The 15,272-nt window shown below is 65.7% G+C and carries 18 protein-coding genes; 7 read left to right on the forward strand and 11 right to left on the reverse strand.

Going from position 1 to position 15,272, the window contains the following annotated elements; all coding sequences use genetic code 11:
* From EAV90_RS02880 to EAV90_RS39235, 5 genes are all read right to left on the reverse strand, one after another.
* Positions 1-199 (reverse strand): hypothetical protein (locus tag EAV90_RS02880; protein ID WP_164936748.1); only part of this gene is annotated, 199 nt, incomplete at its 3' end.
* A gap of 271 nt (positions 200-470) precedes the next feature.
* Positions 471-2,519: an elongation factor G gene (locus tag EAV90_RS02885; RefSeq protein ID WP_129142545.1), complete on the reverse strand. Its 2,049-nt coding sequence runs from the start codon at positions 2,517-2,519 to the stop codon at positions 471-473.
* A 330-nt stretch (positions 2,520-2,849) separates the two neighbouring features.
* On the reverse strand, positions 2,850-3,332 hold the full coding sequence (locus EAV90_RS02890; protein ID WP_129142546.1) for a DUF992 domain-containing protein: 483 nt from the start codon (positions 3,330-3,332) through the stop codon (positions 2,850-2,852).
* 329 nt (positions 3,333-3,661) lie between these two features.
* A complete protein-coding gene (locus tag EAV90_RS02895) occupies positions 3,662-4,864 on the reverse strand; it encodes a pyridoxal phosphate-dependent aminotransferase (protein ID WP_122406393.1) in 1,203 nt (400 codons plus the stop codon).
* Positions 4,865-4,925: 61 nt separating this feature from the next.
* Entirely contained in the window at positions 4,926-5,117 is a 192-nt protein-coding gene (locus tag EAV90_RS39235; RefSeq protein ID WP_164936749.1) for a hypothetical protein, read from the reverse strand.
* 346 nt (positions 5,118-5,463) lie between these two features.
* On the opposite strand from EAV90_RS39235, the gene EAV90_RS02905 reads away from it, so the two are divergent.
* From EAV90_RS02905 to EAV90_RS02920, 5 genes are all read left to right on the forward strand, one after another.
* Complete coding sequence (locus tag EAV90_RS02905; protein WP_122401032.1) at positions 5,464-6,114, forward strand: glutathione S-transferase family protein; 651 nt, start codon at positions 5,464-5,466, stop codon at positions 6,112-6,114.
* Positions 6,115-6,270: 156 nt separating this feature from the next.
* Positions 6,271-6,447 carry a hypothetical protein gene (locus EAV90_RS39240; RefSeq protein WP_162832045.1) on the forward strand — a complete coding sequence of 59 codons (177 nt, stop codon included), beginning with the start codon at positions 6,271-6,273 and terminating at the stop codon, positions 6,445-6,447.
* A 73-nt stretch (positions 6,448-6,520) separates the two neighbouring features.
* Complete coding sequence (locus EAV90_RS02910) at positions 6,521-6,679, forward strand: hypothetical protein (RefSeq protein WP_122401031.1); 159 nt, start codon at positions 6,521-6,523, stop codon at positions 6,677-6,679.
* A 128-nt stretch (positions 6,680-6,807) separates the two neighbouring features.
* Positions 6,808-7,620 (forward strand): PAS-domain containing protein, encoded by an 813-nt coding sequence (locus EAV90_RS02915; protein ID WP_129142548.1) that lies wholly within the window; start codon positions 6,808-6,810, stop codon positions 7,618-7,620.
* A 171-nt stretch (positions 7,621-7,791) separates the two neighbouring features.
* Positions 7,792-8,247: a GNAT family N-acetyltransferase gene (locus EAV90_RS02920; protein ID WP_129142549.1), complete on the forward strand. Its 456-nt coding sequence runs from the start codon at positions 7,792-7,794 to the stop codon at positions 8,245-8,247.
* Positions 8,248-8,414: 167 nt separating this feature from the next.
* Here EAV90_RS02920 and hmuQ read toward each other — a convergent pair whose 3' ends face one another.
* From hmuQ to EAV90_RS02935, 3 genes are all read right to left on the reverse strand, one after another.
* Entirely contained in the window at positions 8,415-8,738 is a 324-nt protein-coding gene (gene hmuQ / locus EAV90_RS02925) for a heme-degrading protein HmuQ (RefSeq protein ID WP_122401029.1), read from the reverse strand.
* Between the two features lie 139 nt (positions 8,739-8,877).
* A complete protein-coding gene (locus tag EAV90_RS02930) occupies positions 8,878-10,095 on the reverse strand; it encodes a DUF1501 domain-containing protein (RefSeq protein ID WP_164936750.1) in 1,218 nt (405 codons plus the stop codon).
* Positions 10,096-10,097: 2 nt separating this feature from the next.
* A complete protein-coding gene (locus tag EAV90_RS02935) occupies positions 10,098-11,663 on the reverse strand; it encodes a DUF1800 domain-containing protein (protein ID WP_164936751.1) in 1,566 nt (521 codons plus the stop codon).
* Between the two features lie 216 nt (positions 11,664-11,879).
* On the opposite strand from EAV90_RS02935, the gene EAV90_RS40350 reads away from it, so the two are divergent.
* Complete coding sequence (locus EAV90_RS40350) at positions 11,880-12,092, forward strand: cysteine-rich CWC family protein (RefSeq protein ID WP_122401026.1); 213 nt, start codon at positions 11,880-11,882, stop codon at positions 12,090-12,092.
* 48 nt (positions 12,093-12,140) lie between these two features.
* Here EAV90_RS40350 and EAV90_RS02945 read toward each other — a convergent pair whose 3' ends face one another.
* From EAV90_RS02945 to EAV90_RS02955, 3 genes are all read right to left on the reverse strand, one after another.
* Entirely contained in the window at positions 12,141-12,848 is a 708-nt protein-coding gene (locus tag EAV90_RS02945; RefSeq protein ID WP_129142552.1) for a glutathione S-transferase family protein, read from the reverse strand.
* 261 nt (positions 12,849-13,109) lie between these two features.
* Positions 13,110-13,340, reverse strand: coding sequence for a hypothetical protein (locus EAV90_RS02950; protein ID WP_122401023.1), 231 nt, complete (start codon positions 13,338-13,340; stop codon positions 13,110-13,112).
* Complete coding sequence (locus EAV90_RS02955) at positions 13,337-14,116, reverse strand: sulfite exporter TauE/SafE family protein (protein WP_129142553.1); 780 nt, start codon at positions 14,114-14,116, stop codon at positions 13,337-13,339. Before EAV90_RS02955 ends, EAV90_RS02950 begins: the two co-directional genes overlap by 4 nt.
* A 153-nt stretch (positions 14,117-14,269) precedes the next feature.
* On the opposite strand from EAV90_RS02955, the gene EAV90_RS02960 reads away from it, so the two are divergent.
* The gene (locus EAV90_RS02960; protein ID WP_129142667.1) at positions 14,270-15,184 is read left to right on the forward strand and encodes a LysR substrate-binding domain-containing protein; all 915 of its coding nucleotides are present in this window, start codon (positions 14,270-14,272) and stop codon (positions 15,182-15,184) included.
* The last annotated feature ends 88 nt before the right edge of the window (positions 15,185-15,272 follow it).

Below are 15,272 nucleotides of genomic sequence, written 5' to 3' on the forward strand. Positions count from 1 at the left end.
CGTCCTCGCCGCTCTGCAGATAGCGATTGTAATACTTGCGGAACGTCTGCGAGCAGGTCCCGTGGTGCCGGTAGAAGTCGCCGACCCGCTTGAACAGCGGCGATCGGCCAGCCTTCACCGCCTCATATTCCGAAATCAGAAAACGCCACTTCTGCAGATAGTTGCGTTCAACCGTTCGGTCATAGCTGTTGTCTCGCATCGGATCGTTCCTCCGCTGCAGCGATCCAATCAGCGAATTATTGAACATGCACAATTGCGAGCCAACGGGTCCGCGCGAAGCGCGGCCCGATGACAGGCTCTGCGAAGCGATCCAGAATCCCTCCGCGGAACGACTCTGAATTGCTTCACTGCGCTCGCAATGACGTGTGGATGGGGCGCGACCTACATGAAACGCCGCACGCGAAGAGACAGCCCTCCACCCTCTCCCCATAAGGACGAGGAGAGGGAGTGAGAGAGCGGAGACTTACGTATCACGCCGCGTGCTGATGCGCGGCGATGATCTGGTCGGCGGCGCGGCCGGTGACCTCGGCCATGTGGTCGAACTGGCGCGTGAAGCTGCCGGCGCCGGCGGTGGCCGAGCGCAGCTCCACGATCAGTTCGCCGATCTCGGCTTCCGGCATCATGGCGCGGACGCAGTCCCAGCCGCTCCAGCCGTCGCGCGTATCGAAGCCGAGGATCTGTCCGCGCCGCGCCGACAGGATCGCGTTGATCTTGGCCGTGGCGTCGGTCGGGCAGACGATCTCGACCACGTGGATCGGCTCCAGCAGCACCGGCTGACATTGCGGCAGGCCCTCGTTGAGGCCGATCCGCGCCGCCGTGCGGAAGGCGAGGTCGGAACTATCGACGCTGTGATAGGAGCCGTCGGTCAGTGTCACCTGCACGTCGGTGACGGGGAAACCGAGCGGGCCGCGCGCCAGCCCATCAATGACGCCTTCCTCCACCGCCGGGATGTAGTTGCGCGGCACCGCGCCACCCACCACCGTCTCGGCGAACTTGAAGCCGTCGCCGCGGGGCAACGGCCTGATGTCGAGCACGACGTCGCCGAACTGGCCATGGCCACCGGACTGCTTCTTGTGGCGTCCGCGCTGGGTGATCGGCTTGCGGATGGTCTCCTGATAGCCGATCGCGGGAGGATGCGAGGTGACCTTGACGCCGAAGCGGTCGCGCAGCCGCTCGCCGGCGACGCGCAGATGCATCTCGCCCTGCCCCCACAGCACGGTGTCGTGGGTCTTGGCGTTCTGCACGACGACAAGCGACGGATCCTCCTCGTGCAGCCGCATCATCGCCTGGCCGAGCTTGACGTCATCCTTGCGATCGGTCGCCGCGATCGAGATCGCGAGCACCGGCGGCGTCGGCTCGATTGCGATCAATGCCGCGGGCGGCGTCTTGCCATTTGAGACCGTGTCGCCGGTCTTCACGGGATCGAGCTTGGCGAGCGCCACGGTGTCGCCGAGATCGGCGGTGGCACGCTTGGTGTCGTAGGCGCCGTTGACGGCGAGGATGCCGGAGATGCGCCCTGCACCGCCGGAGGACGATTGCAGCGTGGCGCCGTCGTCGAGATGGCCGGCGAGCAGCCGCGTCAGCGACAGCTTTCCGCCATGCTGCGAATGCAGTGTCTTGAAGACGTAGCCGAGTGCATCCTTGGTTTCGGGAACGCCGAGACGTTTTGCGGTCTCCGCGACACCGGGCGCCTCGTGGCGCAGCGCCTTCATCAGGCGCAACACGCCGTTCTCGCGCAAGGCAGACCCTAACAGCACCGGGCAAATCAGTCCCTCGCGCAATTCGCGGGCGAGATCGTCGAACACGGCATCGCGCGGCGGCTGGATGTCCTCGAGCAGCTGCTCCATCAGCGCATCGTCGTGGTCGGCGAGCTTCTCCAGCATCGAGAAGCGGGCTTCCTTCTCGCGGTCGAGATCGCCGCCTTCGAGCGCGATCACCTCGGAGGCCTTGTGCTCGCGATAGACGAAGGCGCGCTCCAGCGCGAGATCGACGAAGCCCTCGATCAGCTCGCCCTTCCAGATCGGGATCTGGCGCAGCACCAGCGGTACGCGCGAGGCGGGCTGCAGCATCGCGAGGGTCTCGCGGATGCGCTGGCTGGCGCGATCGATCTTGTTGAGGAACAGGAAACGCGGGATCTTCAGCTCCTCCAGCTCGCGCAGGATGATCTGAAGCTGCGGCAGCTTCTTCTCGTCGGCCTCACAGACCACGATGGCGGCGTCGACCGCGGGAAGCGCGGCGCGCATGTCGTGGGCAAACTCGACGGAACCGGGACAATCGAGGAAGGTGTAGCTGTCGCCCATGAAACTCGTGGTCGCGGCAGTCAGCCCGACGGTCATCTTGTGTTGACGGGCCTCTGGCGTGGCGTCGCCAACGGAAGTTCCGGCGTCGACGCTGCCGGCGCGCGGGATTGCGCCCGTTCGCGCCAGGATTGCTTCGAGAAGTGTGGTTTTACCGCTTTGGAAAGGGCCCACCAGCGCAATGCACCGTGGACCTCGGGGACTTCTGACGTCTTGTCCCATTCGCCGCCTCCTTTGTGTGGAGCTCGGCCCATGATTGGGTCGGCAAGCATTGATGCTCTGCCCGTCCCCGAGGTTTGGCAAGCATCAAACGTCGCTGCGGTGCGTCGTCAGTAAGTCTTGATGACGGTTGAGACCAGATGTGGCTTCGAGTCCGGCGTTCTGCCTCTCCCCGACGGGGAGAGGTCGGATTGCGCAGCAATCCGGGTGAGGGGCGGCAGCTTTTGGTGAGACCGTAACCCCTCACCCGGATCGCATCCCTCGATGCGATCCGACCTCTCCCTTCGGGAGAGGTGAACGAGAGCCTCTTCAGTCAATTAGAATTGACGGCGCTCAACGGCCCGGGCGGAGTTCCAGGCTTTCGAGACCGGCGGCGACGTTGAGGCCGACCTGGCCCTGCACGCTGAGCGGCTGGAGCGCGATCGCGTTGTTGGAGCCGCCGACCAGCACGTTGCCGCCGAGGCCGACGCCAACCGAGGCGCTGCCCTGCGCGCCGGCGTAATTGCCGGAGAGATCGCCGGGGCCGAGCCGGTCGACCGGCGCGAACACGCCCCAGGCGAGCGAGGTCTCCTGGGTGATGCCGATGTCGAGGCCCACTTTACGGATGGTCGCGACGTAGCGGTCCTCAGGCAAGCCGTCGGCGCGCAGCACGCAGCCGAGATTGGTCACCGATCCCACGATGAAGCCGACGCTGGCGCCGCCGCGGCATTCGAGCACGCCGACCCGGACCATCCGCTGCTGCTGCGCGCCGCTGCTCCCGACGGAGGCAAGGAGGCTGACGGCGGCGAGCCCGGCAAGGACGAACGAACGGCGCATGAATGTCTCCGGCGATGAATGGGATGCAAGCAGGAAGGACGCGGCACACGCCGCGCGATCGTCTATGCCACAAGAGCGTTGTGGCTGCCAGATCGGACGCGTTTAGAATCGAATTCGCGGAGAGAGGCCCCTCGCCCCACCCTCTCCCAGTAAGAATGGGCGAGGGAGCGAGAGAGACGTGCGTCCCTTACAGTCGTCGCAGATGTGATCCGGGTGAGGGGCCGGGCACAACGCCGACCAGAGCAAAAGTCCATCCGACTCCGCTTATCGAAACACAACAAGAAAGGCCCGCCGAAGCGGGCCTTTTCAATTCGCACACTGTCCTCGGCTCAGCGCAGGTTGCCGCAGAAGCGCTGGATGCGCTTGCAGGCGTCTTCGAGGTCCGAGGTCTTGGTCGCGTAAGAGATGCGGAAGGCCGGGCCGAGGCCGAAGGCCGAACCCTGCACCACGGCGACGCCTTCGGTCTCCAAGAGCTCGGTGACGAACTGCTCGTCATTGCCGATCACGTTGCCCGACGGCGCCTTCTTGCCGATGGTACCGGCGCAGGAGGGATAGACGTAGAACGCACCCTCGGGACGCGGGCACTCGATGCCGTTCGCCTGGTTGAGCATGGAGACGACGAGGTCGCGGCGCTCCTTGAACACCTTGTTGTTGGCGGGGATGAACTCCTGCGGACCGTTCAGCGCCTCGACCGAGGCCCACTGCGCGATCGAGCACGGGTTCGAGGTCGATTGCGACTGAATGGTCGCCATCGCCTTGATGAGATGCGCCGGACCGCCGGCATAGCCAATGCGCCAGCCGGTCATGCAATACGCCTTGGAGACGCCGTTCACGGTGAGCGTGCGGTCGTAGAGGCCGGGCTCGACCTGTGCGACGGTGGTGAACTGGAAGTCGTCATAGACGAGATGCTCGTACATGTCGTCGGTCATCACCCAGACATGGGGATGCTTCATCAGCACATCGGTGAGCGCCTTCAGCTCCGACTTGGTGTAGGCGGCCCCCGTCGGGTTCGACGGCGAGCACAGGATGACCCATTTGGTCTTCGGCGTGATCGCGCGCTCGAGCGCCTCCGCCTGCAGCTTGAAACCGGTTCCGGCAGGGCAGACCACCGGCACCGGCTCGCCGCCGGCGAGCGCGACCATTTCAGGGTAGCTGACCCAGTACGGTGCGGGAATGATCACCTCGTCGCCCGGATTGATGGTCGCCATCAGCGCGTTGTAGAGCACCTGCTTGCCGCCGGTGCCGACGATGATCTGGTTCGGCTTGTAGGCCACGCCATTCTCGCGCTGAAACTTGGCGATGATGGCTTCCTTCAGCTCGGGGATGCCGTCGACCGCGGTGTACTTGGTCTTGCCGGCCTCGATGGCGCGGATCGCTGCCAGCTTGATGTTGGCGGGCGTATCGAAATCGGGCTCGCCGGCACCGAGGCCGATGACGTTGCGCCCCGCCGCTTTCAGCGCGCGTGCTTTGTCCGTGACCGCGATGGTCGCGGACGGCTTCACACGGTCGAGCGCAGCGGCAAGGAAGGACATCGTCATCTCCTGACAAGCGTCGTGAAGCCTTTCGCCTCACGACTCTGATTGTGGGAATGAGCTACCCTAAAACGTGTGCCGCTGCGCCGCAAGAAACTTCGGCCCGATCTCGGAAAAGTTTATGATTTTCGACCGTCTCAAGGTGCGATTTTCCGCAATATTGCGCAACTTTGCCGGCCAAATCCCTCATATCCGGCAAGGCCTGTCCTCGGAGCAATTTTGCTTGCGCGTGGCGCTGTTTCTGCACCGTCATGGCCGGGCTCGTCCCGGCCATCCACGTCCTGCCAAACGGCGCAAAGAATGTGGATGCCCTGGACAAGCCCGGGCATGACGGCGTGCTGATTCTATGGCAGCGACCTAACTCAATCGCTCAACCGTCTCTCGCTCATGCGCGGCGCAATGCCTGCCCGCGTTGACGCAAGCGTGAACTGAATTGCATCGTCGCGCGGAAATGATCTTCCGCAGCATTGCAGTGCGGTAGGGTTTTCGAGTTTTTCTATTGGCTGGCTCTTGCGGCGGATTCGCATCGGCATCATTGTTTAGCCGCCTCGCGGGGCAACGAGCGCCGCGTCTTCCCGTCCTCGGATTCGAACCCCAGAATGTACAAGCTCTATTCGATGCAACGCTCGGGCAACAGCTACAAGGTCCGCCTTGCGCTGGCGCTGCTCAACCTGCCTTACGAAGCGGTGGAGGTGGACATTCTGCGCGGCGAGAGCCGCACGCCGGATTTTCTGAGCAAGAACCCCTCGGGGCAGGTGCCGCTGCTCGAGGTCGGCGAGAACCGCTATCTCGCCGAGTCCAACGCCATCCTCTGGTACGTCGCCGTCGGTACGCCGCTCGCACCGGAGAACCGCATCGACCGCGCCGAGGCGCTGCAATGGATGTTCTTCGAGCAGCACGCGCTCGAGCCGAACATCGGCGCGGCCTATTTCTGGCTGTCGCTGGTCAAGGGCGGCCGCGATCTCCAGACCCATTCGCTGGAGGACTGGATGGAGCGCGGCTATGGCGCGCTCCAGGTGATGGAGAACCATCTCAAGACCAACGCCTATTTCGCCGCGCGCCAGCTCACGGTGGCCGACATCGCGCTGTACGGCTACACCCACCTCGCCGACCGCTGCGACTTCGATCTTTCGACCTTCCCGGCGATCCGGGACTGGCTGAAACGCGTCGAAGCCACGCCCGGATTCGTGACGATGGACTGGCGCCCGGCCGACATCGACGACCCCGCCAGCATCGCGGCGGGCGCCTGACGGCGCGACCGGCTCCGGCGAATAGCGGGCATAAGGACCGCCTTTGCCGCAATCCCGCCACTTTCAGCGCGATCGCCGCCGCAATATTGCCGGTTGAAACTGGGAATTTCCGGAAAATCGCGGGTGATTCGCTCGCGTGTTGAAGGATTTAGACCAATGATGCGGGCGTCCGGCACGGCAGGCTTTCAAAGCCCATCCGCTACCGTCGCGTCTTCCCGGCTCACCCATGCGGTCGCGGCCTCGCTCGCCGTCGCCGCGCTCTCGCTGTGCCTGATCGTCACCCTGACGGTGCTGTCGACCAAGGCGACCATGGCGATGGGCCTGCCGGTCTGATTCCCGTTTCATCCTGGACCAGCCTTCAGGGCGCCACGGGGCCCGCGCCGACCGGCATTGCGACAGGACGTCGATGAAATCACCTGTGGTAGTCGTTGCAATCACCCTGACTGCGGCCATCCTGGTCGCGGCATCGCTGCTGATCATCGTCGGCACGCGCAAGGGCGCGGGGACATCGACGCTGAATGCGCCGACGCTGCAACAGCGCGTCAAGCACGCGCATATGGTCTAAAATCATCCGAAAACCCTGCGCTTGCACGCAAGCGCGCCTTAAGCACACCGCACGAAATCGCATCGCGCTCGCGCAACAATCACTCAGTGTTGCGGCCTTACATCGTTCGGAAGGAGCGAGACTGGTCCATGCGGTTCGGATGGCGCGCGATCTGCGGTCCGGCGTTGACGGCAACAGCCCTGCTGCTGGCACTGCTTTTCGACCGCTTCATCCCCACGCCCTCGCCCGCGCCGCTGTTCGTCTGCATCGTGGCTCTCGCCGGCGCGCTCGCGGGTCTCGCCGCCGCGACGACGACCGCGGTCGTCGCGGTGATCGGCACGGCGCTGTTCTTCCTCAGCCGCCAGGGCGTGTCCGGCTATGGGCCCGCCGATCTGATCCGGCTCGGGCTCCTGGCCATCACGGCCGCCGGCACGGCCGGCATCACCGGCCTGATGCGCGAGCGGCTGCTCCGCACATTCGCGGCCGAACGCCGGAGCCACGCCACGGCCGCGCGGCTGTCGGCCGCGCTCGACCAGATCGATATCGGCATCGTGCTGCTCGATGCCGAGACCCGGGCCGAATTCATCAACCGCGCGTTCCGCGATTATTTTGGGGTGCCGGACGAGATCGCCGACGGCAAGCCGCCCTTCATCGCGCTGATGTATCACGGCCGCGACACCGGCGCGTTCGAGCTGCCCGCGGACGAGCTCGGCACCTTCATCGCGCAGCGCATGGAGATGGTGCGGGTCGGCGATGCCACGCCGATCAACATCAAATTGCGCAGCGGCGAGGTGCTGCGCTTCGTCTGCACCGCGCTGCCCGACGGCGGACGGATGCTGAGCTACACCCCGGTGACCGACCTCGTGCGCCACACCGACGCGCCGTCGCGCGCCGACTACTACCGCTCGCTGCGCGACCCCGCGAGCCGCAAGCTGATCCGGTATCTGCGCTTCGCGGAGTAGAACAGGGTCGAACGCAAGCACTGGCGGCGCTCGGGGTTCACCTCTCCCCGACGGGCAGAGGTGAACCGAATCCTGAGCTAGCCAATCCTCTTCGTGCCCAACTGACAGCGCGATTGATTGCTGCACCGATCATCACGTATGAAGGGCACTTGATTGATCGCGGAAATTCACATGCCCCTCACCATTCGCGCCGTCACCAGGCAGGATTACGATCAATGGCTGCCGCTGTGGGACGGCTACAACGCCTTCTACGGCCGCTCCGGTCCGACCGCGCTCGCGCCCGAGATCACGCGCATGACGTGGCAGCGCTTCTTCGATGCCTACGAGCCGATGCACGCGCTGGTCGCCGAGGACGGCGGCCGCCTGCTCGGGCTGACGCATTATCTGTTTCATCGCAGCACCACCGCGATCGAGCCGTCCTGCTATTTGCAGGACCTGTTCACGCTCGAGGCGGCGCGCGGCAAGGGTGTCGCCTCGGCGCTGATCCTAGGCGTCTACGAGCGGGCAAAACTTGCGGGATCGCCGCGCGTCTACTGGCAGACACATGAGACCAATCTCACGGCGCAGCGCCTGTACGACAAGGTCGCAGAGCGCTCCGGCTTCATCGTCTATCGCAAGATCTTCTGAGTCCTGTGCCGTGGGGTCCTGTGGATAACTCCGCCTGTCACCCGCGCGTAACATAGCAAGGTTAGGCTGCCCCTGCGTCTGGTCAGGCCCCCCGTCTCCGATCAAGCGCCCAAGCGGTCCCCGTCAGTCGCCGCGTCTGACAGGGGCCGCATTTTTTTGCGACAGCGTCACTTCGCGCCGCGCCCCACCGTCTGCATGACCTCGAATCCCTCGAACTGAGGATGGCCGAGATAAAGCGGCTTGTTGTCGCCGGCCCGGTGATGCGCCGCGCGAAACGCCTCCGACTTGGTCCAGGCCTCGAAGGCTGCGTGGTTCGCCCAGACCGTGTGCGAAGCGTACAGCGTGTGATCCTCGGCTTCCGGCCCGCGCAGCAGATGGAATTCGATGAAGCCTGGCACCTTGTCGAGATGGGTATCGCGCGTGAGCCAGACCTGCTCGAAGGCGGCCTCGGAGCCCTTGGCGACACGGAAGCGGTTCATGGCGATGTACATGGGGTGGTTCTCCTGATGCTCCGCCGATATTTCGTCATTCCGGGATGCGCCGCAAGGCGCGGGCCCGGAATCCATTTTTCTGCAGAAAGTGTGGAGAGATGGATTCCGGGTTCGCGCTTCGCACGGCCCGGAATGACAGCTAAGCCGCAAGCCCCTTCATCGGCCTTGCGCTTGCGCTGTCCGGAAACACCGTCTCCGCCAGCACACGATCCGACAGGCCGAACTGGTCCTGCAGCACGCCCTTGATCACGGAGCGCAGATCCGTCGTTGGCTTGAGGTCGCGGCTCTCATACAGGTTCGCGAGCTTGAGGCCCGGCCAGTCCGAGATGACGCGGCCGCCTTTCACGGCGCCGCCGGCGAGCAGCGCGATCGTGCCGGTGCCGTGATCGGTGCCGTCGGTGCCGTTGATGCGCGCGGTGCGGCCGAACTCGGTGGCAACGACCACGATGGTGTCGCGCCAGCGATTGCCCAAGCAGCTTTCGAATTCGGCGAGCGCGCCGTCGAGCCCACCGAGCAGGAAGGCGAGACGCCCCACCGGGCCGCCTTCATTGGCATGCGTGTCCCAACCGTCGAAGGCGAGTGCGGCGATGCGCGGGCCGTCATCGGCCGCCATCAGTTTGGCGGCGCCGCGCGCCACTTGGCGCATCTGTGCGACGGCGTTGCCGCGCGTCGCTTTCATGTCGTCGCCGCTCGCGACCTTGTCGAGCTGAAGGCCTTGCGACAGCGCCGAGGCCAGAACGGGATCGCGGTGGCGATAGAGCTCGACGAGCCGCATCGCGGTGTCGTCGTCGGCCTGCGGCAGCGCCACCGACGCCCAGCCGACGGTCGGCGCGTTGCCGCGCAGCACCAGCGGCGTGGTCGGCCCGACCGCGAGGCCGCTCGACACGCGCTCGCCGCGCGGCAGCGCCTCCAGCGCGCGGTTGAGCCAGCCGGACTGCACCCGGCCGGGGCCGGCATAGCCGCTTTCGAGCACGTCCTGACCGTCGAAATGCGAGCGGTCGCGATAGGGCGTCGCCACCGCATGAATCACCGCGGCATGCCGATCCCTATACATGCGCGCGAACTCCGGCATCGCCGGATGCAAGGCGAAGAACGAGTCGAGCATGATCGCGGGATGGGCTCCATCGGCCGTGAGCGCGATCGATCCGTGCAGGCCGGCATAATCGGGATCGCCGATCGGCGCGACGGTCGAGAGCCCGTCCAGCGCGCCGCGCAGGATCACCACGATCAATCGCGGATCGCGCCCGTCGGCCGCGCGGGCGAATTTCGGCAGGTAAGCCCAGGCTGCAAAGGAGGCGCTGCCGAGCAGCAGGCCACGGCGCGTGGTGAGGAGCCGGTTCTCGAGGCAATCGGTCATCATCATCTCCTCTGCATTTCCGGCGACATCAAGAGCAGCGCCAGCGCCTGCTGCCGCGACTCCGCACGCTCGATGGTGCGGCGCGTTTCGGTCGAGGCCGCGTCCGCCGCTGCGAACTCCAGCAGGTCGAGCGGATCGATGTTGTTGCCGAGCCGCGCGCCGATCCGCGCGGCGATGTCGAGCCTGAGCTTCATGCCTTCGGGCGCAGCCCAGGCGGCGCTGGTATCGGGGAAACCGTTGGGTCCTGCCGGCGACCACAGCGGCTGGCCGAGCAGGTTGAGACCGTTGAGATACACCCCGGGATCCTCGGGCACGCGCGCCAGCAGCCGGCCGCTCGCGACCAGGAAATCGTAAGGGCTGCGCATCTTGGTCAGCGGCGCTTTCCAGGCCTCATCGGAATCGACCAGCGCCGTCGCGAGCGCCTTGAGATCGCCGTCGGTCTTGACGAAGACATCGCGCAGCCGCGCGACGAGCACCGGCGGCGGATCGTCGGCGACGAAGTGCCGAGCGAATTTGGTGGCGATGAAGTTCGCGGTCGACGGATGTCGCGCGAGGTCGGCGAGCGCGGCTTCGCCCTGTGCGAGCCCGGCGGCGTCGTAGGTCTTGCCGAGCAGGACTTGCGGCCCGGGCTGATGCGCGTTGACGTTGAAGACGAAGGAGCCGGGTGCCCCCAACTGCCCCTGCCGTCCGGCAAAGGTCCAGCCGGTGATGATGCGCGCGAGCGAGGTGACGTCGCCCTGCGTGTAGCCGCCGCCGACGCCGAGCGTATGCAGCTCCATGATCTCGCGCGCGAGATTTTCATTCAGCCCGCGCTTGCGGTTTTGGCCCGCGCGCGAGTCCGGTCCGAGCGATTGCTGGTTGTCGAGGAAGAACAGCATGGCCGGATGCTGCTCGACCGCCCTCAGCATGTCGGCGAAGCGCCCGAGCACATGCGGCCTGATCGCCTCGCGCTCGAAGGAACCGGCCCAGATCCGCGCCAGCTCGCCCTTGCCGGCGGAGATGCAGAAATGGTTGGACCAGAACACGACGAGACGCTCGGTGAAGCCGCAATCGACGAGCGTCGCGCGCTGCAGGCGTGCCAGCGCCTCGGCGCGAAAGATCTTTTGAATCACGTTGAGCGGCTGCGGTGCCGGCTTTGCCGCAGGCGGCGTGGCCGCGTTGGGCTGCATGGTCTCGGACTTGGCGGTGTTCTCGGTCGGCTTCGCCTCCGCCATCTGCCCGGTGATCTCCGCCGCAGCGTTCAGCGAGAGATTGCGGCGCAGCCCCGGCGTCTGATCGGCAGGCGCTTGTGCCGGCGTTTCGGCGGGCCCCCCGGCTTTGGCAGTTTCCTTGGCGGCCTCGCGCGCCTGTTTGACCTGGTCCTGATAGGCGAACACGGCCTGACCGAGTTGCGGCGTCGATTGCAGTCCGGGCGCTTCCAGCAGCACGCCATTGGGACGCGCAAGCTCGGCCTTCACGAAGCCGCGCGGGTCGGATGCTGCGTTGATGAGATCGCCCGATGCGCCGCCGCGGGCGCCGAAGCCGAAGCGGTTGAGTGCGATGAGGGCGGCTTGCGAATCGCGAGCCATCGATCTGTCCTTCGCGCGTTGGGAGCCGCTTTCCTGATACGTTCGCGGCGCCTGAAGCGCGATGGGATCAGGATGAATCACCATCGCGCTCCAGGTTATTGTTCGAGCATGATCCTTTCGGAAAACCGCTCCACACTTTTCCGGATCATGCTCTAATATACCGGAGCGACAGATGAACCCGACATGAAAAATGACGGCGAAGCTTCGACGTAAATCATGACAAATCCGAAAGAACCCGCATTGCAGGAACCACGGCGCCTCGCCTGCTCCCGCTGCGGCAGCGAGTTCGGCTGCGATCTCTCGGGCAACTGCTGGTGCGCGGAGGAAACCGCGCGACTGCCGATGCCGGTCGAGGGCGAGGACTGCCTGTGCCGGGAGTGTCTGCGCAGGGCGGCGGAGGCGCCTAGCCCGGACGGAGCGCAAGCGTAATCCGGAAACGTTCTGCAGGCACAATCCCCGGATTTCGCTGCCATCCGGCTACGAAACCTGCACCTGATGTCCGGGCGATTTGCGCGCCATGCCATCGAACGCATCCAGCAGCTTTTCACGCCAGGCGTAGACTGGATCATCCGCCTCCAGCAGCTTGAACGGGCTGACCACGCGTGCCCATTGGAATCCGCCGAACACGATGTAGTCGGCATAGTTCGGCGCGTTGCCGCCGATGAAGGGCTGCGTCTTGAATGTCTGCCGCATCACCTCCAGAGATTTGCGGAACGCGACCACGCCGGCATCGCGGCTCGCCATGATCTCCTCGAGGGTCTTGCCGCCGAAGCGCGCCTCGCGCGACTTGCGGAAATAGGCGGCGTCGACGTCGGCAAGGTTCGCCGGGATGTCGGCGATAATCAGCGGAAAGATGCCGCCGACGATGGCGATGTCGCCCCATGCGTTGATCATGCGCGCCATCGCGCGGCCGCCCTCGCCGCCGAACAGCGACGGGCGATCCGGGAAATTGTCTTCGAGATAGGTCGCGATGGTCCAGGAATCGACCACTGGCTTGTCGTCGTGCAACAGCACCGGGACCTTCTCGGAGCCGTGCGGGGCAAGCGCGCTCTTCTCGGTGAAGCGCCAGGGCAGTGATTCCGCCGATAGACCCTTGTGCGCCAGCGCCATCCGCGTGCGCCAGCAATACGGGCTGAACGGGCGCGCGGGGTCGGTGCCGACGAGTTCGAACAATTTGAGCGACATGCAAGGTGTCTCCACACGCTCCGTCATTGCGAGGAGCTGTTGCGACGAAGACTGCCGCCGCGAAAGACATTCTGGATTGCTTCGCTTGCGCTCGCAATGACGATGTGGTGAGAGATGTCCACGCCAAATTCTGTTGTCATGCCCCGGCTTCTCCGGGGCATCCAGTACGCCGCGGCAGTCGTGAGATGCACTGCCGCCGGTGTCTACCGGATCATCCGCCTTCGCGGATGATGACAGCGAGACATCGAGAAAGCGAGCGCTTCACCGCCCGTTGGTGCGCAGCAGTTTCTCGCCGTCCTTGGTGACCGCGATGACCAGCCCGAGGCCGGCAACCGTCTCGCGGGCGACGTAGCCGCGGTCGGCGGCGTCCTCCCAGATCGTGAGGCGCGGGCAAGAGGTCTTCCAGGTCGCGATCACCTCGGCATAGGCGCGCGGCTCGCGCGCCACCCATTCGACGAAGTCCAGCACCAGCGGATCGACGGTCTCGCTCATTGCAAACCTCCCCTGTCGAAGGCGGCCAGCACCGGCGCACGAAGCAACAGCCAGCCGCCATGGGCGATGTAGTAGCAGGCGATGGTGGTGATCAGCTTGTTGGACCAGGCGATGAATTGCTGGTCGGTCATGGCTTCGAGGATGCGCCGTGCCAGCGTGGTGCCGAGCATCGAGGCGAGAATCGCGACCCCGGCGAGCACGGGATCGAGGCTCGCGGCCTGATCGATGATGCCGCCGAAATAGACCAGCTTGGTGAAATGGCTGACGAGCTGGCACATCGCCTTGGTCGCGACCTTCTCGCGCCGGCCGAAATCGCCGCCGAGGAAGAAGGTGTCGAGCAGCGGGCCGGAGACGCCGGTCATCAACATCAAGCCCATGCAGATCGTGCCATAGACCGTGCCCTGCCAGAGACGGTCGGGATCCGGCTTGATGTTCGCGGGAAGCAGCCGCGCCATGAACGGCGTGGCGCCGAGCATCAGCAGCGCGGTCGGCTTGTCCGGCACGTAGCGGGTGAGCGACCAAGCCGTGAGCGCGACCGCGGCGCCGACCATATAGTTCGCGACCGGCCGCCAGCGGATATGCGCCCGCCACAGGAACGCGCGCCAGCCGTTCGAGGCCATCTGCGTGATCGCGTGCAGTACCATCGCTGTCGGCAGCGGCATCAAGGCCAAGAGCACGCCGATCAGGATCAGCCCGCCCGCCATGCCGAACAGCCCCGACAGGAACGCGGTGGCGACCATCAGCAATCCGAGGGCAGCGATCATGATGGGCGCCACGAAGGGTATCTCCTGCCGGTGGGTTGGGGACGCAAGTTGCCAATTCCCCCTTGCCCCGCTTGGGGGAAGGCGAAGGAGAACGTGCCTCGCTTGCTCCTCTCGCGCAAACTGAGTTATCTTGGCCTGGCATCAGCTTTCCTGAGGGCGGATCATTTGCGGCGGCTGCTGTTTCTCAACGGCATCAAGGCGTTCGAGGCGGCGGCGCGGACCGGCAGCTTTGCTGCGGCCGGGCTGGAGCTGAGCGTGTCGGCGGCCGCCGTCAGCCGCATGGTGCATCTGCTCGAAGAGCGACTAGGCGTCGCGCTGTTCGAGCGCAAGGCCAACCGCCTGGTGCTGACGCAGGCCGGCCGCGCCTATCAGGGCGGACTGACCCCGATCTTCGATGCGCTGGCAAGCCTCACCGCGCAGGTGACGGCGCCTGCCAGCGTGCGCGTGCTCACCATCGGCGTCGGCCACACCTTCGCGATGCGCTGGCTGATCCCGCGCCTGTCGGAGTTCCGCAGCGAGGAGCCCGACATCGAGGTGCGCTTCACCACCGGCGGCGCCGCGGTGCCGTTCGGCGAGGACTGGAGCTGCGGCATCAAGCTCGGCACCGGCGACTGGCCCGGTCTCGTCGCGGAGCCGCTGTTCGCCGGCGATCTCACCCCCGTCTGCGTGCCCCGCCTCGCGGGCGGCCTGAAGCGTCCGGCCGATTTGAAGGGACCGAGCCTGATCCGCGTCGCGCACTCAGCCGAGGACTGGCCGATCTGGCTGAAGGCCGCAGGCGCTGCGCGGATCAATGCGCGCGGGCCCGAGTTCCAGTTCTACGGCCAGGCGTTGCAGGCCGCCGCCGACGGGCTCGGCATCGCCATGGGCATCCGCCCCTATATCGACGACGACCTCGCCGCCGGCCGGCTGGTGGCGCCGTTCGACCTCTCCGTCCCTAAGGGCATGCGCTGGTACCTGCTCTATCGCAGCTTTCAGACCGAGCAGCGCGACTTTGCCGCGTTCCGCCGCTGGATCATGCGAGCGGCGTCGGAACCCGCCGCCCGCCCGCGGCGGATTGGCCGCGCCGCGGCGCGGAGTTGAGGCCCCCCCGGGCAAAAAAGCCGACTGCTTGTGAACGGCTTCACATTCTGAAATCCGCAAACATGGTCCCCTGATCCTCCGAAAAGAA

The organism is Bradyrhizobium vignae, assembly GCF_004114425.1.
Lineage (GTDB): Bacteria > Pseudomonadota > Alphaproteobacteria > Rhizobiales > Xanthobacteraceae > Bradyrhizobium > Bradyrhizobium vignae.

Bases quoted from the DNA above. Each gene is read 5' to 3' on its own strand.
- EAV90_RS02885 (WP_129142545.1), bottom strand. From the start codon at position 2,519: ATGGGACAAGACGTCAGAAGTCCCCGAGGTCCACGGTGCATTGCGCTG.
- EAV90_RS02890 (WP_129142546.1), bottom strand. From the start codon at position 3,332: ATGCGCCGTTCGTTCGTCCTTGCCGGGCTCGCCGCCGTCAGCCTCCTT.
- EAV90_RS02895 (WP_122406393.1), bottom strand. From the start codon at position 4,864: ATGTCCTTCCTTGCCGCTGCGCTCGACCGTGTGAAGCCGTCCGCGACC.
- EAV90_RS39235 (WP_164936749.1), bottom strand. From the start codon at position 5,117: ATGACGGTGCAGAAACAGCGCCACGCGCAAGCAAAATTGCTCCGAGGA.
- EAV90_RS02905 (WP_122401032.1), top strand. From the start codon at position 5,464: ATGTACAAGCTCTATTCGATGCAACGCTCGGGCAACAGCTACAAGGTC.
- EAV90_RS39240 (WP_162832045.1), top strand. From the start codon at position 6,271: ATGATGCGGGCGTCCGGCACGGCAGGCTTTCAAAGCCCATCCGCTACC.
- EAV90_RS02910 (WP_122401031.1), top strand. From the start codon at position 6,521: ATGAAATCACCTGTGGTAGTCGTTGCAATCACCCTGACTGCGGCCATC.
- EAV90_RS02915 (WP_129142548.1), top strand. From the start codon at position 6,808: ATGCGGTTCGGATGGCGCGCGATCTGCGGTCCGGCGTTGACGGCAACA.
- EAV90_RS02920 (WP_129142549.1), top strand. From the start codon at position 7,792: ATGCCCCTCACCATTCGCGCCGTCACCAGGCAGGATTACGATCAATGG.
- hmuQ (WP_122401029.1), bottom strand. From the start codon at position 8,738: ATGTACATCGCCATGAACCGCTTCCGTGTCGCCAAGGGCTCCGAGGCC.
- EAV90_RS02930 (WP_164936750.1), bottom strand. From the start codon at position 10,095: ATGACCGATTGCCTCGAGAACCGGCTCCTCACCACGCGCCGTGGCCTG.
- EAV90_RS02935 (WP_164936751.1), bottom strand. From the start codon at position 11,663: ATGGCTCGCGATTCGCAAGCCGCCCTCATCGCACTCAACCGCTTCGGC.
- EAV90_RS40350 (WP_122401026.1), top strand. From the start codon at position 11,880: ATGACAAATCCGAAAGAACCCGCATTGCAGGAACCACGGCGCCTCGCC.
- EAV90_RS02945 (WP_129142552.1), bottom strand. From the start codon at position 12,848: ATGTCGCTCAAATTGTTCGAACTCGTCGGCACCGACCCCGCGCGCCCG.
- EAV90_RS02950 (WP_122401023.1), bottom strand. From the start codon at position 13,340: ATGAGCGAGACCGTCGATCCGCTGGTGCTGGACTTCGTCGAATGGGTG.